Here is an 18948-nt window from a genome sequence, read left to right as displayed (position 1 = left end):
TATCAATACACGTCGCGCCGGTAGCGCCCTTCGGCCGCCAGCGCATCGAGCGCGGGCCGGCCCAGCATCTCCTGCAGGGCCTGGTCGACGCTGCCGGCCATGCCGGCCAGGCTGCCACAAATGTAGATGGCCGCGCCCTGCTGCAGCCACAATGTGATTTCATCGGCATTGCCGCGCAGGCGGTCCTGCACGTAGGTGCGCTCGGCCTGGTCGCGCGAAAACGCCAGATCCAGGCGCGGCAAGTCACCGCTGGCGTGCCAGCCTTCAATTTCTTCGCGATAATGGAAATCGTGGGCCGCGTTGCGCTCGCCAAAGATCAGCCAGTTGCGCCGCTGCCCAGCCAGCACGCGGCTTTTCAAATGCCCGCGCAAGCCGGCGATGCCGCTGCCGTTGCCGATCAAAATCAACGGCCGCTGGGCATTCTCTTCCAGGCGAAAGCGTTTGTGCTGGCGCAGGCGCAGTTGCACCACGTCACCGACTGCGGCTTGCGCCGTGAGCCAGCCCGAGGCCAGGCCCAGGCTGCCGTCGGGATGCGCATGCTGGCGCACCAGCAAATGCACGCTGCCATCGCGCGGAATCGAGGCGATCGAATATTCGCGCGGTTGCGATGGGTCGGCCGGCGCGGCCACTTGCACCAGGTCGCCCGACTGCCAATCGGGCAAGCTGCCCGACACGGGCGCCAGTTCCACATGATAGATGGCGCCACCGGCGCTGCCCGGATTGAGCAACTGCCGCTGCATCAATTTCCAGTCGCCGAAGGCGGGGGCGCTCCAGTCTGGCGCGTCGCTGGTGCCGGCCAGGTGGCTCAGGTGCTGGAACCATTGTTCGATGGCGGCGCTGGCGCTGCGGTCGACCTCGATGCGTTCGAACAGGCGCGAGGCGCCCTGCGTGGCCATCCAGGCATCGAGCGCGCGGCCGAAGCCGCAAAACTGGCCATAGCTGCGGTCGCCCAGGGCCAGCACGCCATAATGCAATTGCGGCAGCGCCAGCTCACCCGTCATCAGGCGGCCCATGAAGGCGGCCGCATTGTCGGGCGCATCGCCTTCGCCATAGGTGCTGACCAGGAACAAGGCGCGTTCCGCTTGTTGCAGATCGCTGGCCGTGAGTTCGGCCAGCGCGCACAGGCGCACGGGGATGCCGGCCAGTTGCAGGCTCTGCGCCGTTTGCGCGGCCAGTTCCTCGGCATTGCCCGTCTGGCTCGCATATGCCACCAGCCAGGCGGGATGGTTGGCCAGCGCAGCCCTGGCGGCAGCGGACGCGCGGCGCCTGGTGCGGGCGCGCAGCCAGGGCGCCAGGCATACGCCCGCGTAGCTGAGGGACAAGGCGGCCAGCAACGCCAGCCGCGTCGTATCGTGCGTAAAAATCATGGAATTAATCGTTCATTCGTCGAGCATGGCCAGCATGTGGCTGCTCAGCGTTTCATGGTAGCCATCGCCATCGCGCCGCAGGAAGCGCGCGGCCAGGCCCTGCTCTTCGGCCAGCGCCATGCCGGCGTCTGGCCCCAGCACCGTCAGGGCCGTCGACCAGGCGTCGGCCGCCATGCATTGCGCATGCACGACGGTGACGGAAGCGAGTTGATTGGCGATCGGCATGCCGCTGCGCGGATCGATCGTATGGGAAAAACGCACCGTGCCGTCCTCGAAGAAACGCCGGTAGTCGCCCGAGGTCGCCACGGACAAGCCGTGCAGCGCCAGCAACAGTTCCGGCGGATGCTTGGTGGCATCGGCGCCATCGACCTGTTCCAGCATGACCCACCACGGCTGGCCATCGGGCTTGCTGCCGGCGCCGCGCAGCTCGCCGCCCACTTCGACCAGGTAATGGCCGATGCCCTGGCTGTCCAGGTAGCGGGCCAGGCGGTCCACGCCATAGCCCTTCGCCACGGCCGACAAATCGAGTTGCAAGCCACCGGGCTGGCGCGCGCGGCGGGCCGGCAAGTCCAGCTGCAGGCGGCGGCGCTGGCGCTGCGACAGCAGCAGCGCCAGCGTATCGTCTTTCGGCGGCAGGAAGCCCGGTTCGTCGTAGCGGTGCCGGGGGCCGAAGCCCCACAGGTTGACGAGGGCGCCCGCGCACGGGTCGTACGCGCCGCCGGACGCTTGCGACACGTGCATGGCAAAGCCCAGCACCTCGCAAAACGCGGCGGGCAGGCTGTGCCAGCTGCCCGGCTCGGCCCGGTTGAAACGGCCCAGGTCGGACGCGTCGTTCCAGTGGCTCATTTGCGCCACGACCAGGTCCAGCTGTTGCTGCAAGCCCTGCTGCAGGTCGGCGCTGCCGGCGCGCCCCGGCATGACGGACTCGACCAGGCGCACCGACCAGCTGGTGCCCATGGTCAGGCCGCGCAAGTCCCGGATCGCGGCGCCGGGCGGCGCGACCTGATCGGAAATATGCTGCGGCAGCAGGACGCGGCGCATCGGCGAGCTCGTGAAGAGGCCGCCGCTTACTGCGGCAGCACTTCCACGGTAGCCGCGTACGTCATGCGGCGCTCGGGCATGGCTGGCGGCTGGCCGGCCACGGCCGGTGCGGCCGCCGGCCAGGTGCTGCTCAGGTAATACATGCCCGCCGCCGGCACCGTAAACGTGATCTCGCCCTTGGCATCGGTGCTCTGGCGGATTTCACCGAGCACGCCACGGTAGCGCACGCCTCCTGGCACCAGGCTGAAGGCCTGGTTCGCCGCCGGCTTGCCGTCGACCAGGAAACGCCAGGTGGCTTTTTCGCCCGCGCGCAAGTCGTTCGGGTGCGTCACGGGCACCAATTCCAGGCCCACGCCCGTCGGCTTGAACACTTCCGTGCTGGTTTCGCCATTGCTGAAGAAAGTTTCCAGGCGGCTGGCCGTGCGCGTGACTTTCACGTCTTGCGCATCGGCCGGCAGGTCTTTCTTGAAGGTTTCCTCGTTGCCACGGAAACGCTTCTGCTCGCCATTTTGCTTGTAGCTGGCCATCACGTTTTGCGACACGATGGCCGCCTTGTACGTGCCCGGCTTTTCCATCTTCACGTCGAAGACGCTGCGCAAGCGGCCCGTGACGGTGTTCGCCGGCGCCACTTTCGCGCCATCGGGACCGATCACTTGCAGCGCGTCCAGGCGCAGCGGCTGGTGGTCGATCTCGAACAAGCCATCGGAGACGGCCGCGTCCACCGTCACCCAGGCGTCCTTGCTTTCCACCATCGTGCTCGAAGGCACCATCCAGCCGCGGTGGGCGTGGGCGTTCATGGCCAAGCCGGCCAGGGCCAGGGCGATCAGCGGTTTATTGAATTGCTTGAACATGATGTGCGCCTTATGGTTTGAGTTGGACGACGACATTGCCGAGTTCTTCCTTGCCTTTGGCGGGCACGGACTGGGCCGATTTCAGCGGCCACTGGAACGGCACGCGCACCAGTTCGCGTCCACCCGCTTCGCGCGCCGCTTCCACCACCACCTGGTATTCGCCGGCCGGCAGCTTGTCGAGCAAGGCCTTGGCGCCGGGGAACGTCAGCGTATGCTCGCCCGGCGCACGCGTGGCGCCGCTGACGCCGTCGACGGGCATGGCCAGGTCGCGGCCGCTCTTGCGCCACCATTGACGCATGTCCTTCAGCCATTTCTCGCCTGCCTTGTCCTTCTTTTTCACGTCATACAGCACCGTCAGGTTGCCGACCACCTTCTGGTCCGCCGTTTCCAGCCACGCCGCCACGTAGGGACGGTGGTATTCCGCCACGTTCAGTTGCGGAATCTCAATCTTGAGGGCCAGGTCGGCCGCCATCGCCGACGTACCGATCAGGGGAAGGCCAAGCGCCAGGGAGTAGCGTAATTTCATGGTGTGCCTGTAAAAAGGAAAAATAAAAACGATCAGTGAATAAACAGCAAGGCGATCGCGCAAGGTATCAAGATACCGAGGCCAACCATCGGCCAGGTAAATGGCCGGTTGGCCGCGTGGAACTTCAAAATCAAGAGCCCCGTCAGGCAAAACACGATGCAGGCGCCGGCAAAAATGTCGATGAACCAGCTCCAGGCCACGCCCGTGTTGCGACCCTTGTGCACATCGTTGAGCCAGGACACCCAGCCGCGATCCGTCAATTCATATTCGGCGGCCCCGTCTTCCAGGCCGATGCGTACCCAGGCGTCACCGCCCGCCTTGGGCAGCGGCAGGTAGACTTCGTCGACGCTCCATTCGGCGGGACGGCCACCCGCATTGAGCGACCATTGCTGCTTGAGCCAGGTCTCGGCAGCGGCCGGCATGGGTGCATTGGCGCCATCGTGCTGGGCGGCATATGCGGCCAGTTGCGTGACCAGAGGGGCCGGCAACGTCGCCTGCTGGCGCGTGATCGCCGGCTTGGCCTCGATCTGGCCAGCGTGGTTCAGGGTGATGCCGGTGATAGCGAACAGAAACATGCCCAGCAGGCAAAGCGCCGAGCTGATCCAGTGCCATTGATGCAAGTTCTTCAGCCAGACGGCGCGGCTGGCGTTGTGCTTGGCCTTGTCTGCGGCGCCCGCATTACCCATAGCTCGCTCCCGGCAAGGAGCGGGCCAGGTGGCGCGACAAGTCAGTGTGCTTCATTCCCATCCTTCAATCAAAGTGCATGCTGATATTTTCAAACAAATGATAATGATTATCATTTATTAAGTCAATACATGGAACGCTCGGCCGGGCCAGCGTTTTGTAACAGCTTTGAAACAAAGCTTCGCCGCTACGTAAGCTGCCGTACAGAGCCGTTTGCCGCACCCGCCTATGCTGTTGTTCAGGACAACCAACAAGGGGCACCCCATGCAATCGTATTCCAGCGAACAACTGGCCAGCATCGCGGCCAGGATCAAGGACGTCAAATTCGGCATGCTGACCACCAGCGACGACATGCGCACCCTCACCAGCCGGCCACTGACGCAGCAGCAGGTCGATAATGAGGGACAAATCTGGTTCTTTGTTTCGGACGAGGCCGCCTACACGCACGACTTGCCGAACAATCCGCAAGTCAATGTCAGCTTCGTCGACACAGGCGACAGCCTGTATGTGTCCGTCTGCGGCCATGCGCAGTTGCTGAAGGATCGCGCCAAGGCGGAGGAATTGTGGAATCCGCTGGTGAAAGCCTGGTTCCCGGGTGGGCTCGACGATCCGAAGCTGTCGCTGATCAAGGTGACGATCCAGTCGGCCGAGTACTGGGATAGCAGCGCCAGCAAGATGATGCAATTCTATGCAATGGCCAAGGCGGCCATCACGGGCGAGCCGCCGATGGACCTGGGCGAACACGGCCGGGTCGAACTGTAGCAGAGCGTTCTGATTTATTGATTTATCCGCGCGCATGCAGGCATGGCCAGCCGGCGTGCGCGAACACGCCTGACGGCTGACCCTGCGGGGGTGATCAGGCAAGCAAGAAAGGCAGCTCAGACGCCAGTACTGCCCGTGGTGTCGGGTGCATCGTCGGCACTCTGCCGGCTCTGCCCGGCGGAACCGGACTGATGATGCGGCAAGCGGTCGGCGCGCCGTACTTCGCCGATGGAAAACAGATCATCGCCGATATCGAGACCCTGCTCGCTATCGACCAGCACAAAGTTCTCGGCCGACTCGGCCGTGCTTTGCTTGTTGCCCGGCGTGGACGGCATGGACGGCGTGCCGCCGTGTCGATTGCCGGGCTGCGGCGTAGTGGAGTTACCCATCATCTTCCCCCTGATCGTGAGTGCGAGTCGATTGCAGATTGACTGCGGCTTGGCCGTCGCCAGCGCCGCTATTTCATCATAGTGCATGCCTGCTGCATTGCATCAAAATTTTGCGGCTGGCCGGCGGCAATGCGCGATTCCCGCCGGCCAGACGCGCCTAGCTACTGCGTCCCCTTACTTGTTGCGCGAACCGGACGATCCCGCCCCTGAACCTGAGCCGCCGCTTTGCTTGTTACCACTGTCGCGGTTGCCTTCCTGGGTCATGCTGGCATGCTCGCGCGACCCGCCGGAGCTGGCGGCGCTTTGCCGGCTGGCATCGTTCTTGTGGCTTTGGCTGCCTGCGCGGCGCGCCTCTTCCGACGTGAATTCATGGGCCGTGCCCTTTTCATGCGCGGCACGTCCGCCTTCGCTGGCGATTTCGCGCTGCTGGGCGGGGTCCATGGAAGCGAAGCCACGCTTGCTGGTATCACTTTGCTTGTTGCCGCCGCTGCCGCTGCCGCTACTGGTTTTACTACCTTGCTGTTTATTGTCGCTCGATGTGGCCATGATGATCTCCTTGATCGATGGAATCAGAAACAGTGAAAACCATGCAATTCTTCCCCCTCGCATGGCAAGGGAACCCTCATCTTAGTGCGCACATGGGGCGCAAGAAATAGGAGGATGGCAAGAGCGCATGTAGGATGAGTCCCGCCCCTGGTGGCGCAGTTACTATTAATTTTCCACCAAAAGTACCAAACACTCAGCAGTTGGCGGGTAGCGGAAAAATCGCCGCGTCGGCCGTCACATACACGCGCTCGCCAGCGGCAGGCCGCAGCGCATGGCCGCCCGTAAAGGCGCCAAACGCGGGCAGGATGGCGTGCGATGGCCCCAGCAGGAAACACGGCAGGCGCAGGCCGTCCCCATCAGCGCGCAAGTGAAACACGGGATGCACATGACCGGCCAGCACATAGCCGGGCGCCACGGTATCCGGGTGATGGCAGAACGACAGCTTGCCGACGCTGTGCGGTTCATCGACCATGCGGATGCCCAGCGCGGCGGCCGGATCGCCTGCATGCGCATCGTGGTTGCCGCGCACCACCGTCAGGCGCACGTCCCGATGGCGCGCGCGCCAGGCCAGCATGGCGGCCACGGTGGCGGCCGCATGCGCGGCGCGCGCGTGCAGAAAGTCGCCGAGAAAGACGATTTCCTCACAAGCGTAACTTGCCAGCAAGGTGTCGAGCGCCAGCAGGTTTTGCGTGGTGGTGCCGCGCGGCACGGGCACGCCCAGCGCACGAAACGCGGCCGCCTTGCCGAAATGGATGTCGGCGATAATCAGCATCTTGCGCGCCGGCCAATAGATGGCCTTGGACGCCAGCAGCCACAGCTGTTCACCGGCCAGTTCCACCACGCAGTGCGCTGGGCGCAGGCCGCTCATGCGGCCGCCTTTTCCAGCGCGCTGACCAGCCGCGCCACCCGGTCCGACAGCTTTTCCGTCGTCAGCTGTTCGCGGAAGCGCTCGACCATCAGGCCAAAGGCAAATGGCGAGGCGCGCTGCAACGCTTGCAGGGCAATCTGCCGCCCATGCAACTCGCGCAAGGTGGCGCGCAAGCGCGTCAGTTCCAGCTCCTGTTCCAGCACTTCGCGCTGCGCCTGCGTGAGCAGCAAATTGGCCGCATCGTGCTTGCGGAACACTTCAAAGAACAGCGAGGACGAGGCCTGCAACTGGCGCGCGCTTTTCGGCTGGCCCGGATAGCCCTGGAATACGAGGCCAGCGATGCGGGCGATTTCACGGAAGCGCCGCTGCGACAATTCCGTCGCGTTCAGGCTGGCCAGCACGTCTTCCAGCAAGTTGTCCGTGCTGAACAGGGCAATATCGGCGCCGCTGGCGCCCGTCAGCAGCGGCGCAAATGCGATGTCCTCCGCGCCCAGCAATTCAAAGCCGTAATCGTTGACAGCGATCGACAAGGTGGCCGGCTGCACGCGCGCGATGCGATAGGCCAGCAGCGATGCCAGTCCCAGGTGCACGGAGCGACCGGCAAACGGATACACGAACAGGTGCTGGCCTTCGCGGCTGGACAAGGTTTCCACCAGCAGGCTGGTGCGCGTAGGCAGGCTGGACCATGTCTGCTGGATGGCCAGTAGCGGCGCCAGCGCGCGCATTTCCGGTCCGCTGGCCTTCCCTTCTTGCGCCAGCTGCAACTGGTCCAGCACGGCGTGCGCCAGTTCCGACGACAGCGGCATCTTGCCACCCTGCCAGCGCGGCACGGCGCCGCGGCTGCCTGTGGCGCGCCGGACATACGCCGTCATTTCATGCACGCGCACGAATTCCAGGATGCGTCCGCCGAACAGAAAATGGTCGCCCTGCTTCAGGCGCGCGATGAACGATTCCTCGATGCTGCCGATCCGTCCGCCGCCGAGGAACTTGACCTGGATCGCCGCCTCCGAGACGATGGTGCCGATGCTCATGCGGTGGCGCCGCCCCAGCGCCACGTCCGGCACGCGGTACACGCCCTGTTCGTCCGGCAGCACGCGCCGGTACTCCGGATACACGGTCAGGCTTTGCCCGCCGCGCGCGACGAAGTCGAGCGCCCATTGCCATTCTTCCAGGCTCAGGTGGCGATACGACCAGGCCGCGCGCACTTCCTCGTACAGCGCGGGCGAGGCAAAACCGCCGCCCAGCGCGATCGTCACCAGGTGCTGCACCAGCACATCGAGCGGTTTGTCCGGCACGGGGCGCGCTTCCAGGTGGCCCTGCGCCAGGGCAGCGCGGGCGGCGGCCGCCTCCAGCAATTCCAGGCTGTTGGTGGGCACCAGGGTGACGCGCGAAATGCGTCCCGGCGCATGGCCGCTGCGTCCGGCCCGCTGCACCAGGCGCGCGATGCCTTTCGCGCTGCCGACCTGCAGCACGCGTTCGACGGGCAGGAAATCGACGCCCAGGTCCAGGCTGGACGTGCACACGACGGCTTTCAGCTCGCCCGTTTTCAGGTGCTGCTCGACCCACTCGCGCACCTCGCGGTCCAGCGAACCGTGGTGCAGCGCGATCAGGCCCGCCCAGTCGGGCCGCGCATCGAGCAGGTGCTGGTACCACAGCTCGGCCTGCGAACGCGTATTCGTAAACACCAGGGTGGTGGCGCTGTCCTCGATCTCGGCGATCAGCGGCTGCAGCATCTGGATGCCCAGATGCCCGCCCCAGGGAAAGCGCGTCGGGTTGACGGGAATCAGGCTGTCGACAAGGATGCGTTTTTTAATTTTGCCTTCCACCAGCACGCCGGCGTTTTGCTCGCCCAGCAAGACGTCCTGCGCTTGCCGCAAGTTGCCCAGGGTGGCCGACAGGCCCCACGTCATCAGGTTTTCCTGCCAGCGGCGCAGGCGGGCCAGCGCCAGCTGCACTTGCACGCCGCGCTTGCTGCCCATCAATTCGTGCCACTCGTCGACGATCACGCTTTCCAGCAGGCTGAAGCGTTCCTGCGCGTCCGCCTGGCTGAGCATCAGGGACAGGCTTTCCGGCGTCGTCACGAGTATCTCGGGCCAGGCCTTTGCCTGCCGTGCCCGCTGCGCGGCGCTCGTGTCGCCCGTGCGCGCCTCGATGCGCCAGCCGGGAGCGAGCTCGGCGCCAGAAGCTTGCAGGGCGCGCACGGTGTCGGCCGCCAGCGCCCGCATGGGCGTGATCCACAGCACGCGCAAGCCCTGCCTTTTCCCCTTGCGCGCCAGGCGCTCGGCGCGCAGCAAGGCGCCGAACCAGACGGCATACGTCTTGCCGGACCCCGTACTCGCATGCAGCAGGCCGGACTTGCCCTGCGCGCCAGCGCGCCAGACCGCGCGCTGGAAGGGAAAAATCGTCCAGCCGCGCGCGGCAAACCACGCGTCGATGCGCTGCGCCAGCATGCTTTTGCTCATGTGGTCTGGGCCAGCATGGCCTTCAGGGTGGCCAGGGTATCGGCGTCGGCGATGGTCTTGTCTTCGCGCCGGCGCAAGATGCGGGGAAAGCGCACGGCGATGCCCGCCTTGTGGCGGCCGGAGGCGGCGATGCCTTCGAAGCCGATCTCGAACACCATCGTCGGCTGCACGCTGCGCACGGGGCCGAATTTTTCGATCGTCGTCTTGCGGATGGCCGCGTCCACTTGCGCGATTTCCGCATCCGTCAAGCCGGAATACGCCTTGGCGAACGGCACCAGCTTGCGTTCTTCCCCCCCGTCTTCATCCCATACGGCAAACGTGTAGTCCGTGTACAGCGACGCGCGCCGGCCGTGGCCCGCCTGGGCGTAGATCAGCACGGCATCGATGGCATACGGGTCTATCTTCCACTTCCACCAGGTGCCCACGTCTTTCGTGCGGCCCACGCCATACGCGGCCGAGACGGCCTTGAGCATCATCCCTTCCACGCCGCGCGCCCGCGATTCCTCGCGGATGGCCGCCAGCGCGTCCCAGCCTGCCGCCGCGATGCGTGGCGACAGGCGCAGCGCGGGCGCATCTACCTGCGCCACGATGCTTTCCAGCAGCGCGCGCCGTTCCAGCTGGGGCAACTGGCGCACGTCCACGCCATCCATTTCCAGCATATCGTAGGCCACCAGTACGGCGGGCAGCTCGGCCAGCAGCTTGGATGACACGCTCTTGCGGCCCATGCGTTGTTGCAAGTCGGCAAATGGCGCCGGCACGTCGCCCGGCTGCCAGACGAGGATTTCGCCATCGAGCACGGTACCCTCGGGCAAGGCCAGTTGCGCCAGTTCGGGAAAGCGCTCCGTGATCAATTCCTCGCCGCGCGACCACAGCCAGTTCACGCCGTCGCGGCGCAGCAGCTGCGCGCGCATGCCGTCGTATTTCCATTCGACCAGCCAGGCGCCGATGTCGCCCAGTGCCGCCGGTTCCGCCGGCAAGGGGTGCGCCAGGAAGAAGGGGTAAGGCTGGCCGCCGCGCAACGCGTGTTCGCCCTCCGATGGCGCGGCGATCAGTTTCAAAAATCCCGCCCCCGTGGGGCTGACCTTGCCATCGGTCCAGCCCATCAGGCGTTGGGCGATCAGCTTGCTGTCGACGGCGGCGATGGCGGCCAGCGCGCGCGTCACCAGCAGTTTGGACACGCCCACGCGAAAGCCGCCGCCGATCAGCTTGATGAGTAAAAAACGTTCGCGCGTTTCCAGCTCGTCCCAGTAGGCCAGCAAGTCGGCGCGGATGGTGTCGGGCGCGGCGCCGCGCAAGGGCGCGATGCGCCGCTCGACCCACTCGGCCAGACCGATGTCGCTGCGCCTGACGGGCGCGGGCAGGATCAGGGCGATGGTTTCGGCCAGGTCGCCCACGGCGTGATACGCCTCGTCGAACAGCCAGGCATCGAGGCCCGCCCGTTCGGTGGCATACTCGCGCAGCAGTTTGGTGGGCACGGCCTGGCGCGGCTTGCCGCCGGCCAGGAAATACACGGCCCAGGCCGCGTTCTCGGGCGAGGCGCCGCTGAAATAGGCTTGCAGCGCCGCCAGCTTGCGGCTGGTGGAGGTGGTCTCGTCGAGCTCCGCGTACAGCCGGGCAAAGTCACGCATGGGCGACGTCCCCCGCCGCCGTGGTCGCACCAAGCGCACCGTCATCAGCCTCGTCATCGCCATATTCCGTCTCGAAGCCGCCCGCCTGCCAGCCGTTTTGCCGCAGCCAGCGCACCATCACGGGAATCGCGCCATGCGTGACGATGATGCGCTCGGCTTGCGTGGCCCGGATGGCCTGCATCAGGCCGGGCCAGTCGGCATGGTCGGACAGGACGAAACCCCGGTCCACGCCGCGCCGCCGCCGCGCGCCGCGCAGCAGCATCCAGCCGCTGGCGAACGCATCGCTGTAATCGCCGAAGCGCTTCATCCACGGCGAACCGGCCGCCGATGGCGGCGCGATCACCATCGCCGTCTTCAGCGCCGCCTTGTCCGTCACCTCATCCACCATGACGGTGGCGGGCAAGGCCACGCCGGATTCGCGGTAGACCTGCGTCAAGGCCTGCGCCGCGCCATGGCAGATGATGGGGCCGATGCCGGCGTCCAGCCCCGCCAGGATGCGCTGCGCCTTGCCGAAGGCATAGCAGAACAGCACGCTGGTGCGCCCTTCTGCCGCATTCCTGCGCCACCACTGGTTGATGTCGTCATACACTTCCTGCGGCGCCTGCCAGCGGTAAATGGGCAGGCCGAAGGTCGATTCCGTGATGAAAGTGTCGCAGCGCACGGGCTCGAACGGCGCGCACGTGGGATCGGGCTGCAGCTTGTAGTCGCCCGACGCCACCCATACTGCGCCGTCATATTCCATGCGCACCTGGGCCGAACCGAGCACGTGGCCGGCCGGATGCAGCGACACTTGCACGCCATGGTGTGCGATGCTGTCGCCATAGGCGAGGCACTGGATGGACACGGCGCCCAGGCGCGCGCGCAACACCTGCTCGCCCGGCGCGGCGCACAGGTAATGCCGGTGCCCGACGCGCGCATGGTCGGCATGCGCATGCGTGATGATGGCGCGCTCGACGGGACGCCACGGGTCGATGTAGAACTGACCCGGCACACAGTACAAGCCTTCCTTGCGCACCACCACCATGTCTGCCATGTCCCGCTCCCCACGTAAAAACCGCATTGGAATGGGCTGATTCTAGCGCTCTTGCGCCAGATCACTGTTCGACAGCGCACCATGGTCTGATGCGGGGATGACAAACTCGGCCATGAAGGTGCGCGTGGTGTTTTCCGGAAAGGCGGTGGCGACCTGGAATTCAGGAAGCGAACAGGATGGCCCAGAACAGCATCAGCAAGCCGGCAATCGACACGCACCACACGAGCGTACGCACGACGGGCACGCCAAACGCGTACAGGGGCAAATACAAGACGCGGGCGGCCAGGTACAGGGCCGCGCCGTACAGGGTCAGCGCGCTTTCCTGCGCCGTCACGTGGGCGATCAGCACGGCGGCGGCGAACAGGGGCAAGGTTTCAAACAAGTTCGCCTGGGCCCGCTGCAAGCGGCCCGTGATCTTGCCCACGGGCGGCCCGTCGCCGTCGCGCGCGCTGACGTTATACGCCGTGCCCGTTTCGCGCGTGCGAAACAGCGCGGGCAGCAGGATTTGCACCAGCGCCAGCACCAAAGTACAGCCCAGCATGGTCAGTTCAGGAGTCATCTTTACCTCTGTGGATGGGATAGGCAAGCCGTGCCGGCGCGCGCCCGTCAGGGTTGGTCGAGTGCCGCTTGTAATTCCGTCAAATCATACGGCTTGCGCAAGACACTGGCGGAAAAGCCCAGTTCATCCATCGATTCCTTGCCATAGCCCGTGGAAAAGATGATGCGCATGTCCGGTTTATCGCGCAGCACCATGCGTGCCAGCGCGATGCCGGACATGCCGGGCAGGCTGACATCGGTAAACAGGATATCGAAGTCTTGCTCGTTGAGCAATTTCCACGCCGCCTCGCCATCGGACACGCCGCTGACCGTGTGGCCCAGCATGCCCACCAGTTCGCACACCATCAGTTGGGAATCGAGATTGTCTTCCACCACGAGTATCTTCATCGATGTCGGCATGTCCCCCTGTGGTTCGGGCGCATGGCCAGTCAGGTCGAGCCCCGGCGTACCGCCACCCAGCACGCTGGCCGCCGTGCTGCCGCTTGCCGGAGAGCCGGCCACCGGCGCGCCGGACCGTTCAAACTGACGCGCACGCATTTGCTGCTGGCGGTTGGCCAGCACATGGCGCAGCTTGCGCGCCAGCTCTTCGCGCCGGTATGGCTTGCTGAGCAATTCCACGCCGGCGTCAAGCCTGCCCTCATGCACGATCACATCCTGCGCGTAGCCCGAGGTAAACAAGACGGCAATATCGGGCTGCAATTCGCGCGCCTGGCGCGCCATCTCCGTGCTGCTGACGGGACCTGGCATGATCACGTCCGTAAACAGCAAGTCGATCTGCGCGCCGCTGTGCAGCACGGCCAGCGCGCTTTCGCCATCTTCAGCCTTGAGCACCGTATAGCCGAGCGCACCGAGCATGTCGACCACGGTGGTGCGCACGCCCACGTCGTCTTCCACCACCAGTACGGTTTCCGTGCCGCCCGTGACGACGCCGCTCAACTCCAGCTCCTCGTCCGCCTCGGCCATCAGGGAACGGGGCAAATAGATTTTGACTCCCGTACCCACGCCAGGTTCACTGTAGATGCGGATATGGCCGCGGCTTTGCGTGACGAAACCATACGCCATCGACAGGCCCAGGCCCGTGCCCGCGCCTTCCGGCTTGGTGGTGAAAAACGGCTCGAACGCGCGCTGCAGCACGGGGCCGCTCATGCCGCGGCCCGTGTCCGTCACCGACAGCATCACATACTGGCCCGCCGGCACATCGACCAGCTTGTGCACATACTGTTCGTCGAGCACGACACTGCCCAGCTCGATGGTCAGCTTGCCCGCGCCATCCATGGCGTCGCGCGCATTGATGGCCAGGTTCAGGATGACGTTCTCGATCTGGCTGCGGTCGACCAGGGTGTTCCACAGCCCGCCGCCGCCCACCAGCACGATGTCGATCGCTTCGCCCATGGCGCGCCGCAGCAGCGCATCCATATTGCGCACCACGCGGGCCAGGTCGGCCACCACCGGTTTCAACGGTTGACGCCGCGCAAACGCCAGCAGGTGCGACGACAGCTTGGCGCCCCGCTCGACGGCGGCAATCGCCGTGTCCAGGCGCTGGCGCATGAGGCCATCCGAGCCCGTCAGGTGGTGCAGCAAATGCAAATTGCCGGAGATGATTTGCAGCACGTTGTTGAAGTCGTGCGCGATGCCGCCCGTCAGCTGGCCCACGGCTTCCATCTTTTGCGCCTGGCGCAAGGCCTCCTCGGCCTTGGTGCGTTCATTCACTTCCTGTTCGACACGGTGTTCCAGCGTTTCGTTCAATTCATGCAGCGCTTTTTCCACGCGGCGCCGGTCCGTGATATCGGTCTTGACGGCGATCAGGGAACGCGTATGACCCTGCTCGTCCAGCAGACGGCTGACATTGCTCGACACCCACACCTGCGAGCCGTCGGGCTTCAAATAGCGTTTTTCCAGCGAGAAAGACTCGCCCGTTTCCACCAGGCGCCGGAACAGTACGCTGTTGCCGGGCACATCCGCCGGATGCATGATGTCGTTCATGTTCAGGCTCAGCAGCTCTTCGGCCGAGCGGCCCAGCATGCGGCACAGGGCCCCGTTAACCCTCTGAAAACGGCCATCGAGGCCCAGCTCGGACAAGCCCACGGAGGCCTGGCCGAAAATGGCTGCCATGCGCTCCTGGCTGGCGTGGAGCTCATCCTCGATCTGGCGCCGCTCCGTCACGTCGAACGAAACGCCCACGTAGCGGCGCTGGCCCGGCATGCGGCCGGGCACCACCTCGCCCTGGCGCGCAATCCAGCGCAACGCGCCGTCGGCAGGGCGGCGGATGCGGTATTCCACGTATTCGAGGGGATTGGGCGTCAGGTCCAGTTTGCTGGGTCCGACCTTTTGCTGGTCGCGTGCATCGACCAGGCTCACCAGCAGCCGTTCCGTCACTTCCGCCTCGTCGGCAAGACCCCACAGGCGGCGGAAGGTAGGCGACACCAGCATCGCGCCCGTCTCGGGGAACCATTCGAAGGTGCCGATGCCGCCCGCCTGCTGGGCTAGGCGCAAGCGCTCCTCGCCTTCCATGCGCTCGGTGACATCGATGCCTTCCACCAGAATGCCCGTGACCACGCCCTCGTCATCCTTGATGGGCTGGTACACGAAATCGATCTGGCGCTGGCAAGTGCGCCCATCCGCCGTCTGCAAATCCACTTTGACCTGGCGCCCCTCGTAAGGTTCACCCGTGCGGTAGACCTGGTCGAGCAGTTCGATGAAGCCTTGTTCCTTGACTTCAGGCAAGACCGATTCGACAGTCTTGCCCAGTAAATCGCGGTGCCCCACCAGGCGCAGATAATGTTCATTCGCCAGCTCGAACACATGCTGCGGCCCATGCAGCAGGGCCATGAAGCTGGGCGCCTGCTGGAACAGGGCGCGCAGCAGCGCGCGCTCCTCGCCCAGGCGGCGGTTGGCCGCGCGCACGGCCTCGCTCTCCGCCAGCAAGGTGGTGTTGAGTTGGCCCAGCTCGGCCGTGGCCAGCTTCAGCTGGCGCCCCTCTTCCATGCGCGCCGTCAATTCCAGCGCCGTGCACAGCACGCCGTCCACCTGGCCGTCGGCGCCATGCACGGGCGCATAAAACAGGTCGAAATAAACATCCGTCGGTTTTCCATCACGCAACAGCGGCAAACAGCGCTCGCGGTGCACCTGCGTCTCGCCGCGCAGTCCCGCTGCGAGGATGCGCGCGTTCCAGTCCCAGATTTCGGGCCAGACGGCGGGCACCGTGCCGCCCAGCGCCGCCGGATGGCGCGCGCCGGCGATCGGAATGTAATCGTCGTTGTAAATCATGACGTGCTGCGGGCCCCACATCAGCACCATCGCCATCGGCGAATTGAGCATGATATCGACGCTGGTGCGCAAATGGGCGGGCCAGCCCTCAAGCGCGCCCAGGCTGGTGGAAGACCAGTCGTGCTGGCGCACCAGTTCGCCCATGCTGCCGCCGCCGGACGGCCAGGCTGGCGCGCTCATGTGGCCAGTCCCGCTTGCACGCGCACCTGGCACTGGCGCGGGATGCGCACCGTCGCCAGCGTGCCCTGCGCGGCCGTGGAACTGAGCTCGAGCGTGCCGCCGTGGGCCTTGACGAACATGTTCACCGTGTACAGGCCCAGTCCCAGGCCCTGCCCCGTCCGGCGCTTCTCGCCCGCTTGCTGGAACGGTTCGAACAGGGTCGGCAGCAAGGCGGCGGGAATCACGCCACGGTTGGCGATGCGCAGCTCAATGCAGTCGGCGGCGCGCCCGTCGAGGGCCAGTTGCACCGGCGTGCCCGCCTCGCCATGTGTGATGGCATTGCACAAGAGATTCGAGATGACTTGCGACAGCAAACCCGCATCGCATTGCCCGTGCAGCTCGCCGACACTGCTGACTTCGACCAGCGGGGCCTGGCCGGCCGTCTCGCATTCCTCGACGATGGCGCGCGCCAGCGCCAGGTAGTCATGCGTGCTGCTGCGTAACTCCATCGTGCCGGAACGGATGCGCGCCAGGTCCAGCAACTGGTCGACCATGCGCGCCATGCGCTTGGCGCTGCTTTCGATGCGCTGCGCCGTGACGATCACCTTCGGGTGGTCGCTCATCATCGGCAACAGCATGGCGCCGTTCATCACCACCGACAGCGGCGTGCGCAAGTCGTGGCCGAGCACGGCCGTGAACAGTTCATTGAGGTGCAGCGCATGCTTGAGTTCATCGAGCTGGGACGACAATTCGCGCTTTTGCTGGAACAGCTGCACCAGCACCGCCACCTTGCTTTGCAAGGCTTTCACGTCGATAGGCTTGTACAGGAAATCGACGGCGCCCGCCTCGTAACCACGGAAACTGTAGCTCGGTTCGCGCGACGCGGCCGTGAGGAAAATCAGGGGAATGCCGCGCGTGCGTTCGCTGCCGCGTATCAGTTCGGCCAATTCAAAACCGTCCATCTGCGGCATTTGCACGTCGATCAGGGCCAGGGCCACTTCATGCGTCAACAGCAGTTCCAGCGCTTGCGCGCCCGAACTTGCTTTCAGGATCACAATACCGGGCCGTGCCAGCACGGCTTCGGCGGCGACCAGGTTTTGCGCGATGTCGTCAACGACGAGGATATGGATAGGAGCGGTCACGGAATCATCTTCAGGCATCGCAACGGCAAGATGCCATCGTGTTTCGATATGAACATCAACATTGTTTCAATTCTCACATATATTACACGCACTGCCCCACTCCCATTCACTTGTGTTCGCCATCACCGAGCAAGGCCAGGCTGGCGGCCATCTGCGGCAAATCGAGCACGCGGTCGGCGCCGGCCAACTTGAGCGCGGCGGCCGGCATGATGCCACAACTGGCCCGTTGTGGATCTTGCACCCAGGCAGCGCCGCCCAGTTGCCGCACGCGCGCCAGTCCCGCCGCGCCATCGGCCGAGGCGCCCGTCAGGATGATGGCCAGCATGGCGCGCCGGTAGGCATACGCGGCCGTTTCCAGCAAGACATCGATGGACGGGCGCGAAAAATACACGGGCGCTTCCTGCGACAGGGAAAAACAGCCATCGGGTTCGATTTGCAGGTGGTAATCGGGCGGGGCGAAATACACGACGCCGGCTTGCAGCGGTTCCTTGTCCTGCGCTTCGCGCAAGGGCAGCGCGCAGCGCGCCGCATACAGCTGCGGCAACTTGCTGGAACGCCCCTGCGCCAGGTGCAGCACCACCACCACGGCCGCGCCGCAGGTGGCGGGCAAGGCGCGCAGCACGATGCCCAGCGCCTCCACGCCGCCGGCCGAGGCGCCGATGGCGATCAGGCGCAGGCCGGCGGGCGGCGGCGCCACGTCGCAGGTCGGCAGCATGTCAGGCACGCTGGAAGATGCGTTCAGCCGGGCTCAGCTCGTTGAAGCTGGCAGAGTGGCGGCTGAAATGCAGGCTTTCCTTCATGCCCAGGCCCAGGAAGCCACGGTTCACCAGCGCTTCGTGGAACAGGCCCAGGCTGCGGTCTTGCAAGTCTTTATTGAAGTAAATCATGACGTTACGGCAGGAAACCATGTGCACCTCCGAAAACACGCTGTCCGTCGCCAGGCTATGGTCGGCGAAGATGAACTGGCGCCGCAGGCGCCGGTCAAAGATGGCGCCCTTGTAGGCGGCCGTGTAATAGTCGGACAGCGAACGCTTGCCGCCGGCCAGCTGGTAGTTCTCGCTGAACTGGGCGATGCGCTCGACCGAATAGATGCCCGCTTCGGCGGCGGCCAGCGCCTCGACATTGATGTCGGTCGCATAAATCATGCAGCGCTCCAGCAAGCCTTCCTCTTCCAGCAAGATGGCCAGCGACCACACCTCTTCGCCGCTGCTGCAACCGGCTACCCAGATCTTGATGGAGGGATAGGTGTGCAGGACGGGCACGACTTTTTCGCGCAAGGCGCGGAAATACGCGGGATCGCGGAACATCTCGCTCACTTGCACCGTGAAAAACTGCAGCATCTGCGCGAACATGGCCGGTTCGTGCAAGATGCGGTCCTGCAATTGCGACAGGCTGGCGCAGCCGAAGCGCTCCATGGCCTGGCGCATGCGCCGGCGCAACGACGCCACCGAATAATCGCGGAAATCGTGCTGATAGCGCAGCAGTATTCCCTCAAGCAATAATTTCAGTTCGATATCGAAAATATCATCATCTAGCAATTTGACATCCACCCTTCTATCCATGCTGCATCCCCCGGCCCCGCACCACTTGGCGGGCGCATGGGGCCAGCGGGAATGCTAGCAGATCACCGGGGAGTATCGCGCAGCTAAAGCGCCAGTTAGGTAC

General features: G+C 65.1%; 17 protein-coding genes. 1 reads left to right on the top strand and 16 read right to left on the bottom strand.

Annotated features, from left to right (window positions below):
* Positions 1-2: 2 nt before the first annotated feature.
* From ACP7DW_RS13445 to ACP7DW_RS13425, 5 genes are read right to left on the bottom strand one after another with little or no spacing between them, the layout of a single operon-like run.
* A complete protein-coding gene (locus ACP7DW_RS13445; RefSeq protein WP_426055533.1) occupies positions 3-1367 on the bottom strand; it encodes a sulfite reductase subunit alpha in 1365 nt (454 codons plus the stop codon).
* Between the two features lie 12 nt (positions 1368-1379).
* Positions 1380-2408, bottom strand: coding sequence for an FAD:protein FMN transferase (locus ACP7DW_RS13440; RefSeq protein ID WP_426055534.1), 1029 nt, complete (start codon positions 2406-2408; stop codon positions 1380-1382).
* Positions 2409-2434: 26 nt separating this feature from the next.
* On the bottom strand, positions 2435-3259 hold the full coding sequence (locus ACP7DW_RS13435; RefSeq protein ID WP_426055535.1) for a DUF4198 domain-containing protein: 825 nt from the start codon (positions 3257-3259) through the stop codon (positions 2435-2437).
* 10 nt (positions 3260-3269) lie between these two features.
* Complete coding sequence (locus ACP7DW_RS13430) at positions 3270-3785, bottom strand: DUF2271 domain-containing protein (RefSeq protein ID WP_034783417.1); 516 nt, start codon at positions 3783-3785, stop codon at positions 3270-3272.
* A gap of 32 nt (positions 3786-3817) precedes the next feature.
* Positions 3818-4471, bottom strand: a complete 654-nt coding sequence (locus ACP7DW_RS13425; protein ID WP_426055536.1) for a PepSY-associated TM helix domain-containing protein — start codon at positions 4469-4471, stop codon at positions 3818-3820.
* 262 nt (positions 4472-4733) lie between these two features.
* Here ACP7DW_RS13425 and ACP7DW_RS13420 point away from each other — a divergent pair, with 262 nt between their 5' ends.
* Positions 4734-5231 (top strand): pyridoxamine 5'-phosphate oxidase family protein, encoded by a 498-nt coding sequence (locus ACP7DW_RS13420; protein WP_426055537.1) that lies wholly within the window; start codon positions 4734-4736, stop codon positions 5229-5231.
* Between the two features lie 116 nt (positions 5232-5347).
* Here the strand turns inward: ACP7DW_RS13420 and ACP7DW_RS13415 are convergent, their stop codons facing one another.
* The 11 genes from ACP7DW_RS13415 to ACP7DW_RS13365 all read right to left on the bottom strand — a co-directional run bounded on the left by ACP7DW_RS13415 (position 5348) and on the right by ACP7DW_RS13365 (position 18845).
* Positions 5348-5620: a hypothetical protein gene (locus ACP7DW_RS13415; RefSeq protein WP_298401829.1), complete on the bottom strand. Its 273-nt coding sequence runs from the start codon at positions 5618-5620 to the stop codon at positions 5348-5350.
* Between the two features lie 174 nt (positions 5621-5794).
* A complete protein-coding gene (locus ACP7DW_RS13410) occupies positions 5795-6166 on the bottom strand; it encodes a KGG domain-containing protein (protein ID WP_426055538.1) in 372 nt (123 codons plus the stop codon).
* 193 nt (positions 6167-6359) lie between these two features.
* A complete protein-coding gene (pdeM, locus tag ACP7DW_RS13405) occupies positions 6360-7034 on the bottom strand; it encodes a ligase-associated DNA damage response endonuclease PdeM (RefSeq protein WP_426055539.1) in 675 nt (224 codons plus the stop codon).
* On the bottom strand, positions 7031-9496 hold the full coding sequence (locus ACP7DW_RS13400) for a ligase-associated DNA damage response DEXH box helicase (protein ID WP_426055540.1): 2466 nt from the start codon (positions 9494-9496) through the stop codon (positions 7031-7033). The genes pdeM and ACP7DW_RS13400 overlap by 4 nt, the downstream gene beginning before the upstream one ends.
* Positions 9493-11124, bottom strand: a complete 1632-nt coding sequence (locus tag ACP7DW_RS13395) for an ATP-dependent DNA ligase (protein ID WP_426055541.1) — start codon at positions 11122-11124, stop codon at positions 9493-9495. The genes ACP7DW_RS13400 and ACP7DW_RS13395 overlap by 4 nt, the downstream gene beginning before the upstream one ends.
* Positions 11117-12157 (bottom strand): ligase-associated DNA damage response exonuclease, encoded by a 1041-nt coding sequence (locus ACP7DW_RS13390; protein ID WP_426055542.1) that lies wholly within the window; start codon positions 12155-12157, stop codon positions 11117-11119. The genes ACP7DW_RS13395 and ACP7DW_RS13390 overlap by 8 nt, the downstream gene beginning before the upstream one ends.
* A gap of 160 nt (positions 12158-12317) precedes the next feature.
* Positions 12318-12716 carry an MAPEG family protein gene (locus ACP7DW_RS13385; RefSeq protein WP_099762835.1) on the bottom strand — a complete coding sequence of 133 codons (399 nt, stop codon included), beginning with the start codon at positions 12714-12716 and terminating at the stop codon, positions 12318-12320.
* A 47-nt stretch (positions 12717-12763) separates the two neighbouring features.
* Positions 12764-16162 carry a PAS domain S-box protein gene (locus ACP7DW_RS13380; protein WP_426055543.1) on the bottom strand — a complete coding sequence of 1133 codons (3399 nt, stop codon included), beginning with the start codon at positions 16160-16162 and terminating at the stop codon, positions 12764-12766.
* The gene (locus ACP7DW_RS13375; protein ID WP_426055544.1) at positions 16159-17283 is read right to left on the bottom strand and encodes a hybrid sensor histidine kinase/response regulator; all 1125 of its coding nucleotides are present in this window, start codon (positions 17281-17283) and stop codon (positions 16159-16161) included. Before ACP7DW_RS13375 ends, ACP7DW_RS13380 begins: the two co-directional genes overlap by 4 nt.
* A gap of 106 nt (positions 17284-17389) precedes the next feature.
* Positions 17390-17998 carry a chemotaxis protein CheB gene (locus ACP7DW_RS13370; protein WP_426055545.1) on the bottom strand — a complete coding sequence of 203 codons (609 nt, stop codon included), beginning with the start codon at positions 17996-17998 and terminating at the stop codon, positions 17390-17392.
* Position 17999: 1 nt separating this feature from the next.
* On the bottom strand, positions 18000-18845 hold the full coding sequence (locus ACP7DW_RS13365) for a CheR family methyltransferase (RefSeq protein WP_426055546.1): 846 nt from the start codon (positions 18843-18845) through the stop codon (positions 18000-18002).
* Between the last annotated feature and the right edge of the window lie 103 nt (positions 18846-18948).

This window comes from Janthinobacterium sp. PSRC1-1, assembly GCF_049897525.1.
Lineage (GTDB): Bacteria > Pseudomonadota > Gammaproteobacteria > Burkholderiales > Burkholderiaceae_D > Janthinobacterium > Janthinobacterium tructae.
This window is presented reverse-complemented; position numbering and strand designations above follow the sequence as displayed.

Excerpts from the sequence above, each read along its gene's own strand:
- ACP7DW_RS13435 (WP_426055535.1), bottom strand. The coding sequence starts at position 3,259 with ATGTTCAAGCAATTCAATAAACCGCTGATCGCCCTGGCCCTGGCCGGC.
- ACP7DW_RS13400 (WP_426055540.1), bottom strand. The coding sequence starts at position 9,496 with ATGAGCAAAAGCATGCTGGCGCAGCGCATCGACGCGTGGTTTGCCGCG.
- pdeM (WP_426055539.1), bottom strand. The coding sequence starts at position 7,034 with ATGAGCGGCCTGCGCCCAGCGCACTGCGTGGTGGAACTGGCCGGTGAA.
- ACP7DW_RS13445 (WP_426055533.1), bottom strand. The coding sequence starts at position 1,367 with ATGATTTTTACGCACGATACGACGCGGCTGGCGTTGCTGGCCGCCTTG.
- ACP7DW_RS13425 (WP_426055536.1), bottom strand. The coding sequence starts at position 4,471 with ATGGGTAATGCGGGCGCCGCAGACAAGGCCAAGCACAACGCCAGCCGC.
- ACP7DW_RS13390 (WP_426055542.1), bottom strand. The coding sequence starts at position 12,157 with ATGGCAGACATGGTGGTGGTGCGCAAGGAAGGCTTGTACTGTGTGCCG.
- ACP7DW_RS13380 (WP_426055543.1), bottom strand. The coding sequence starts at position 16,162 with ATGAGCGCGCCAGCCTGGCCGTCCGGCGGCGGCAGCATGGGCGAACTG.
- ACP7DW_RS13430 (WP_034783417.1), bottom strand. The coding sequence starts at position 3,785 with ATGAAATTACGCTACTCCCTGGCGCTTGGCCTTCCCCTGATCGGTACG.
- ACP7DW_RS13370 (WP_426055545.1), bottom strand. The coding sequence starts at position 17,998 with ATGCTGCCGACCTGCGACGTGGCGCCGCCGCCCGCCGGCCTGCGCCTG.
- ACP7DW_RS13420 (WP_426055537.1), top strand. The coding sequence starts at position 4,734 with ATGCAATCGTATTCCAGCGAACAACTGGCCAGCATCGCGGCCAGGATC.
- ACP7DW_RS13395 (WP_426055541.1), bottom strand. The coding sequence starts at position 11,124 with ATGCGTGACTTTGCCCGGCTGTACGCGGAGCTCGACGAGACCACCTCC.
- ACP7DW_RS13365 (WP_426055546.1), bottom strand. The coding sequence starts at position 18,845 with ATGGATAGAAGGGTGGATGTCAAATTGCTAGATGATGATATTTTCGAT.
- ACP7DW_RS13410 (WP_426055538.1), bottom strand. The coding sequence starts at position 6,166 with ATGGCCACATCGAGCGACAATAAACAGCAAGGTAGTAAAACCAGTAGC.
- ACP7DW_RS13415 (WP_298401829.1), bottom strand. The coding sequence starts at position 5,620 with ATGGGTAACTCCACTACGCCGCAGCCCGGCAATCGACACGGCGGCACG.
- ACP7DW_RS13385 (WP_099762835.1), bottom strand. The coding sequence starts at position 12,716 with ATGACTCCTGAACTGACCATGCTGGGCTGTACTTTGGTGCTGGCGCTG.
- ACP7DW_RS13440 (WP_426055534.1), bottom strand. The coding sequence starts at position 2,408 with ATGCGCCGCGTCCTGCTGCCGCAGCATATTTCCGATCAGGTCGCGCCG.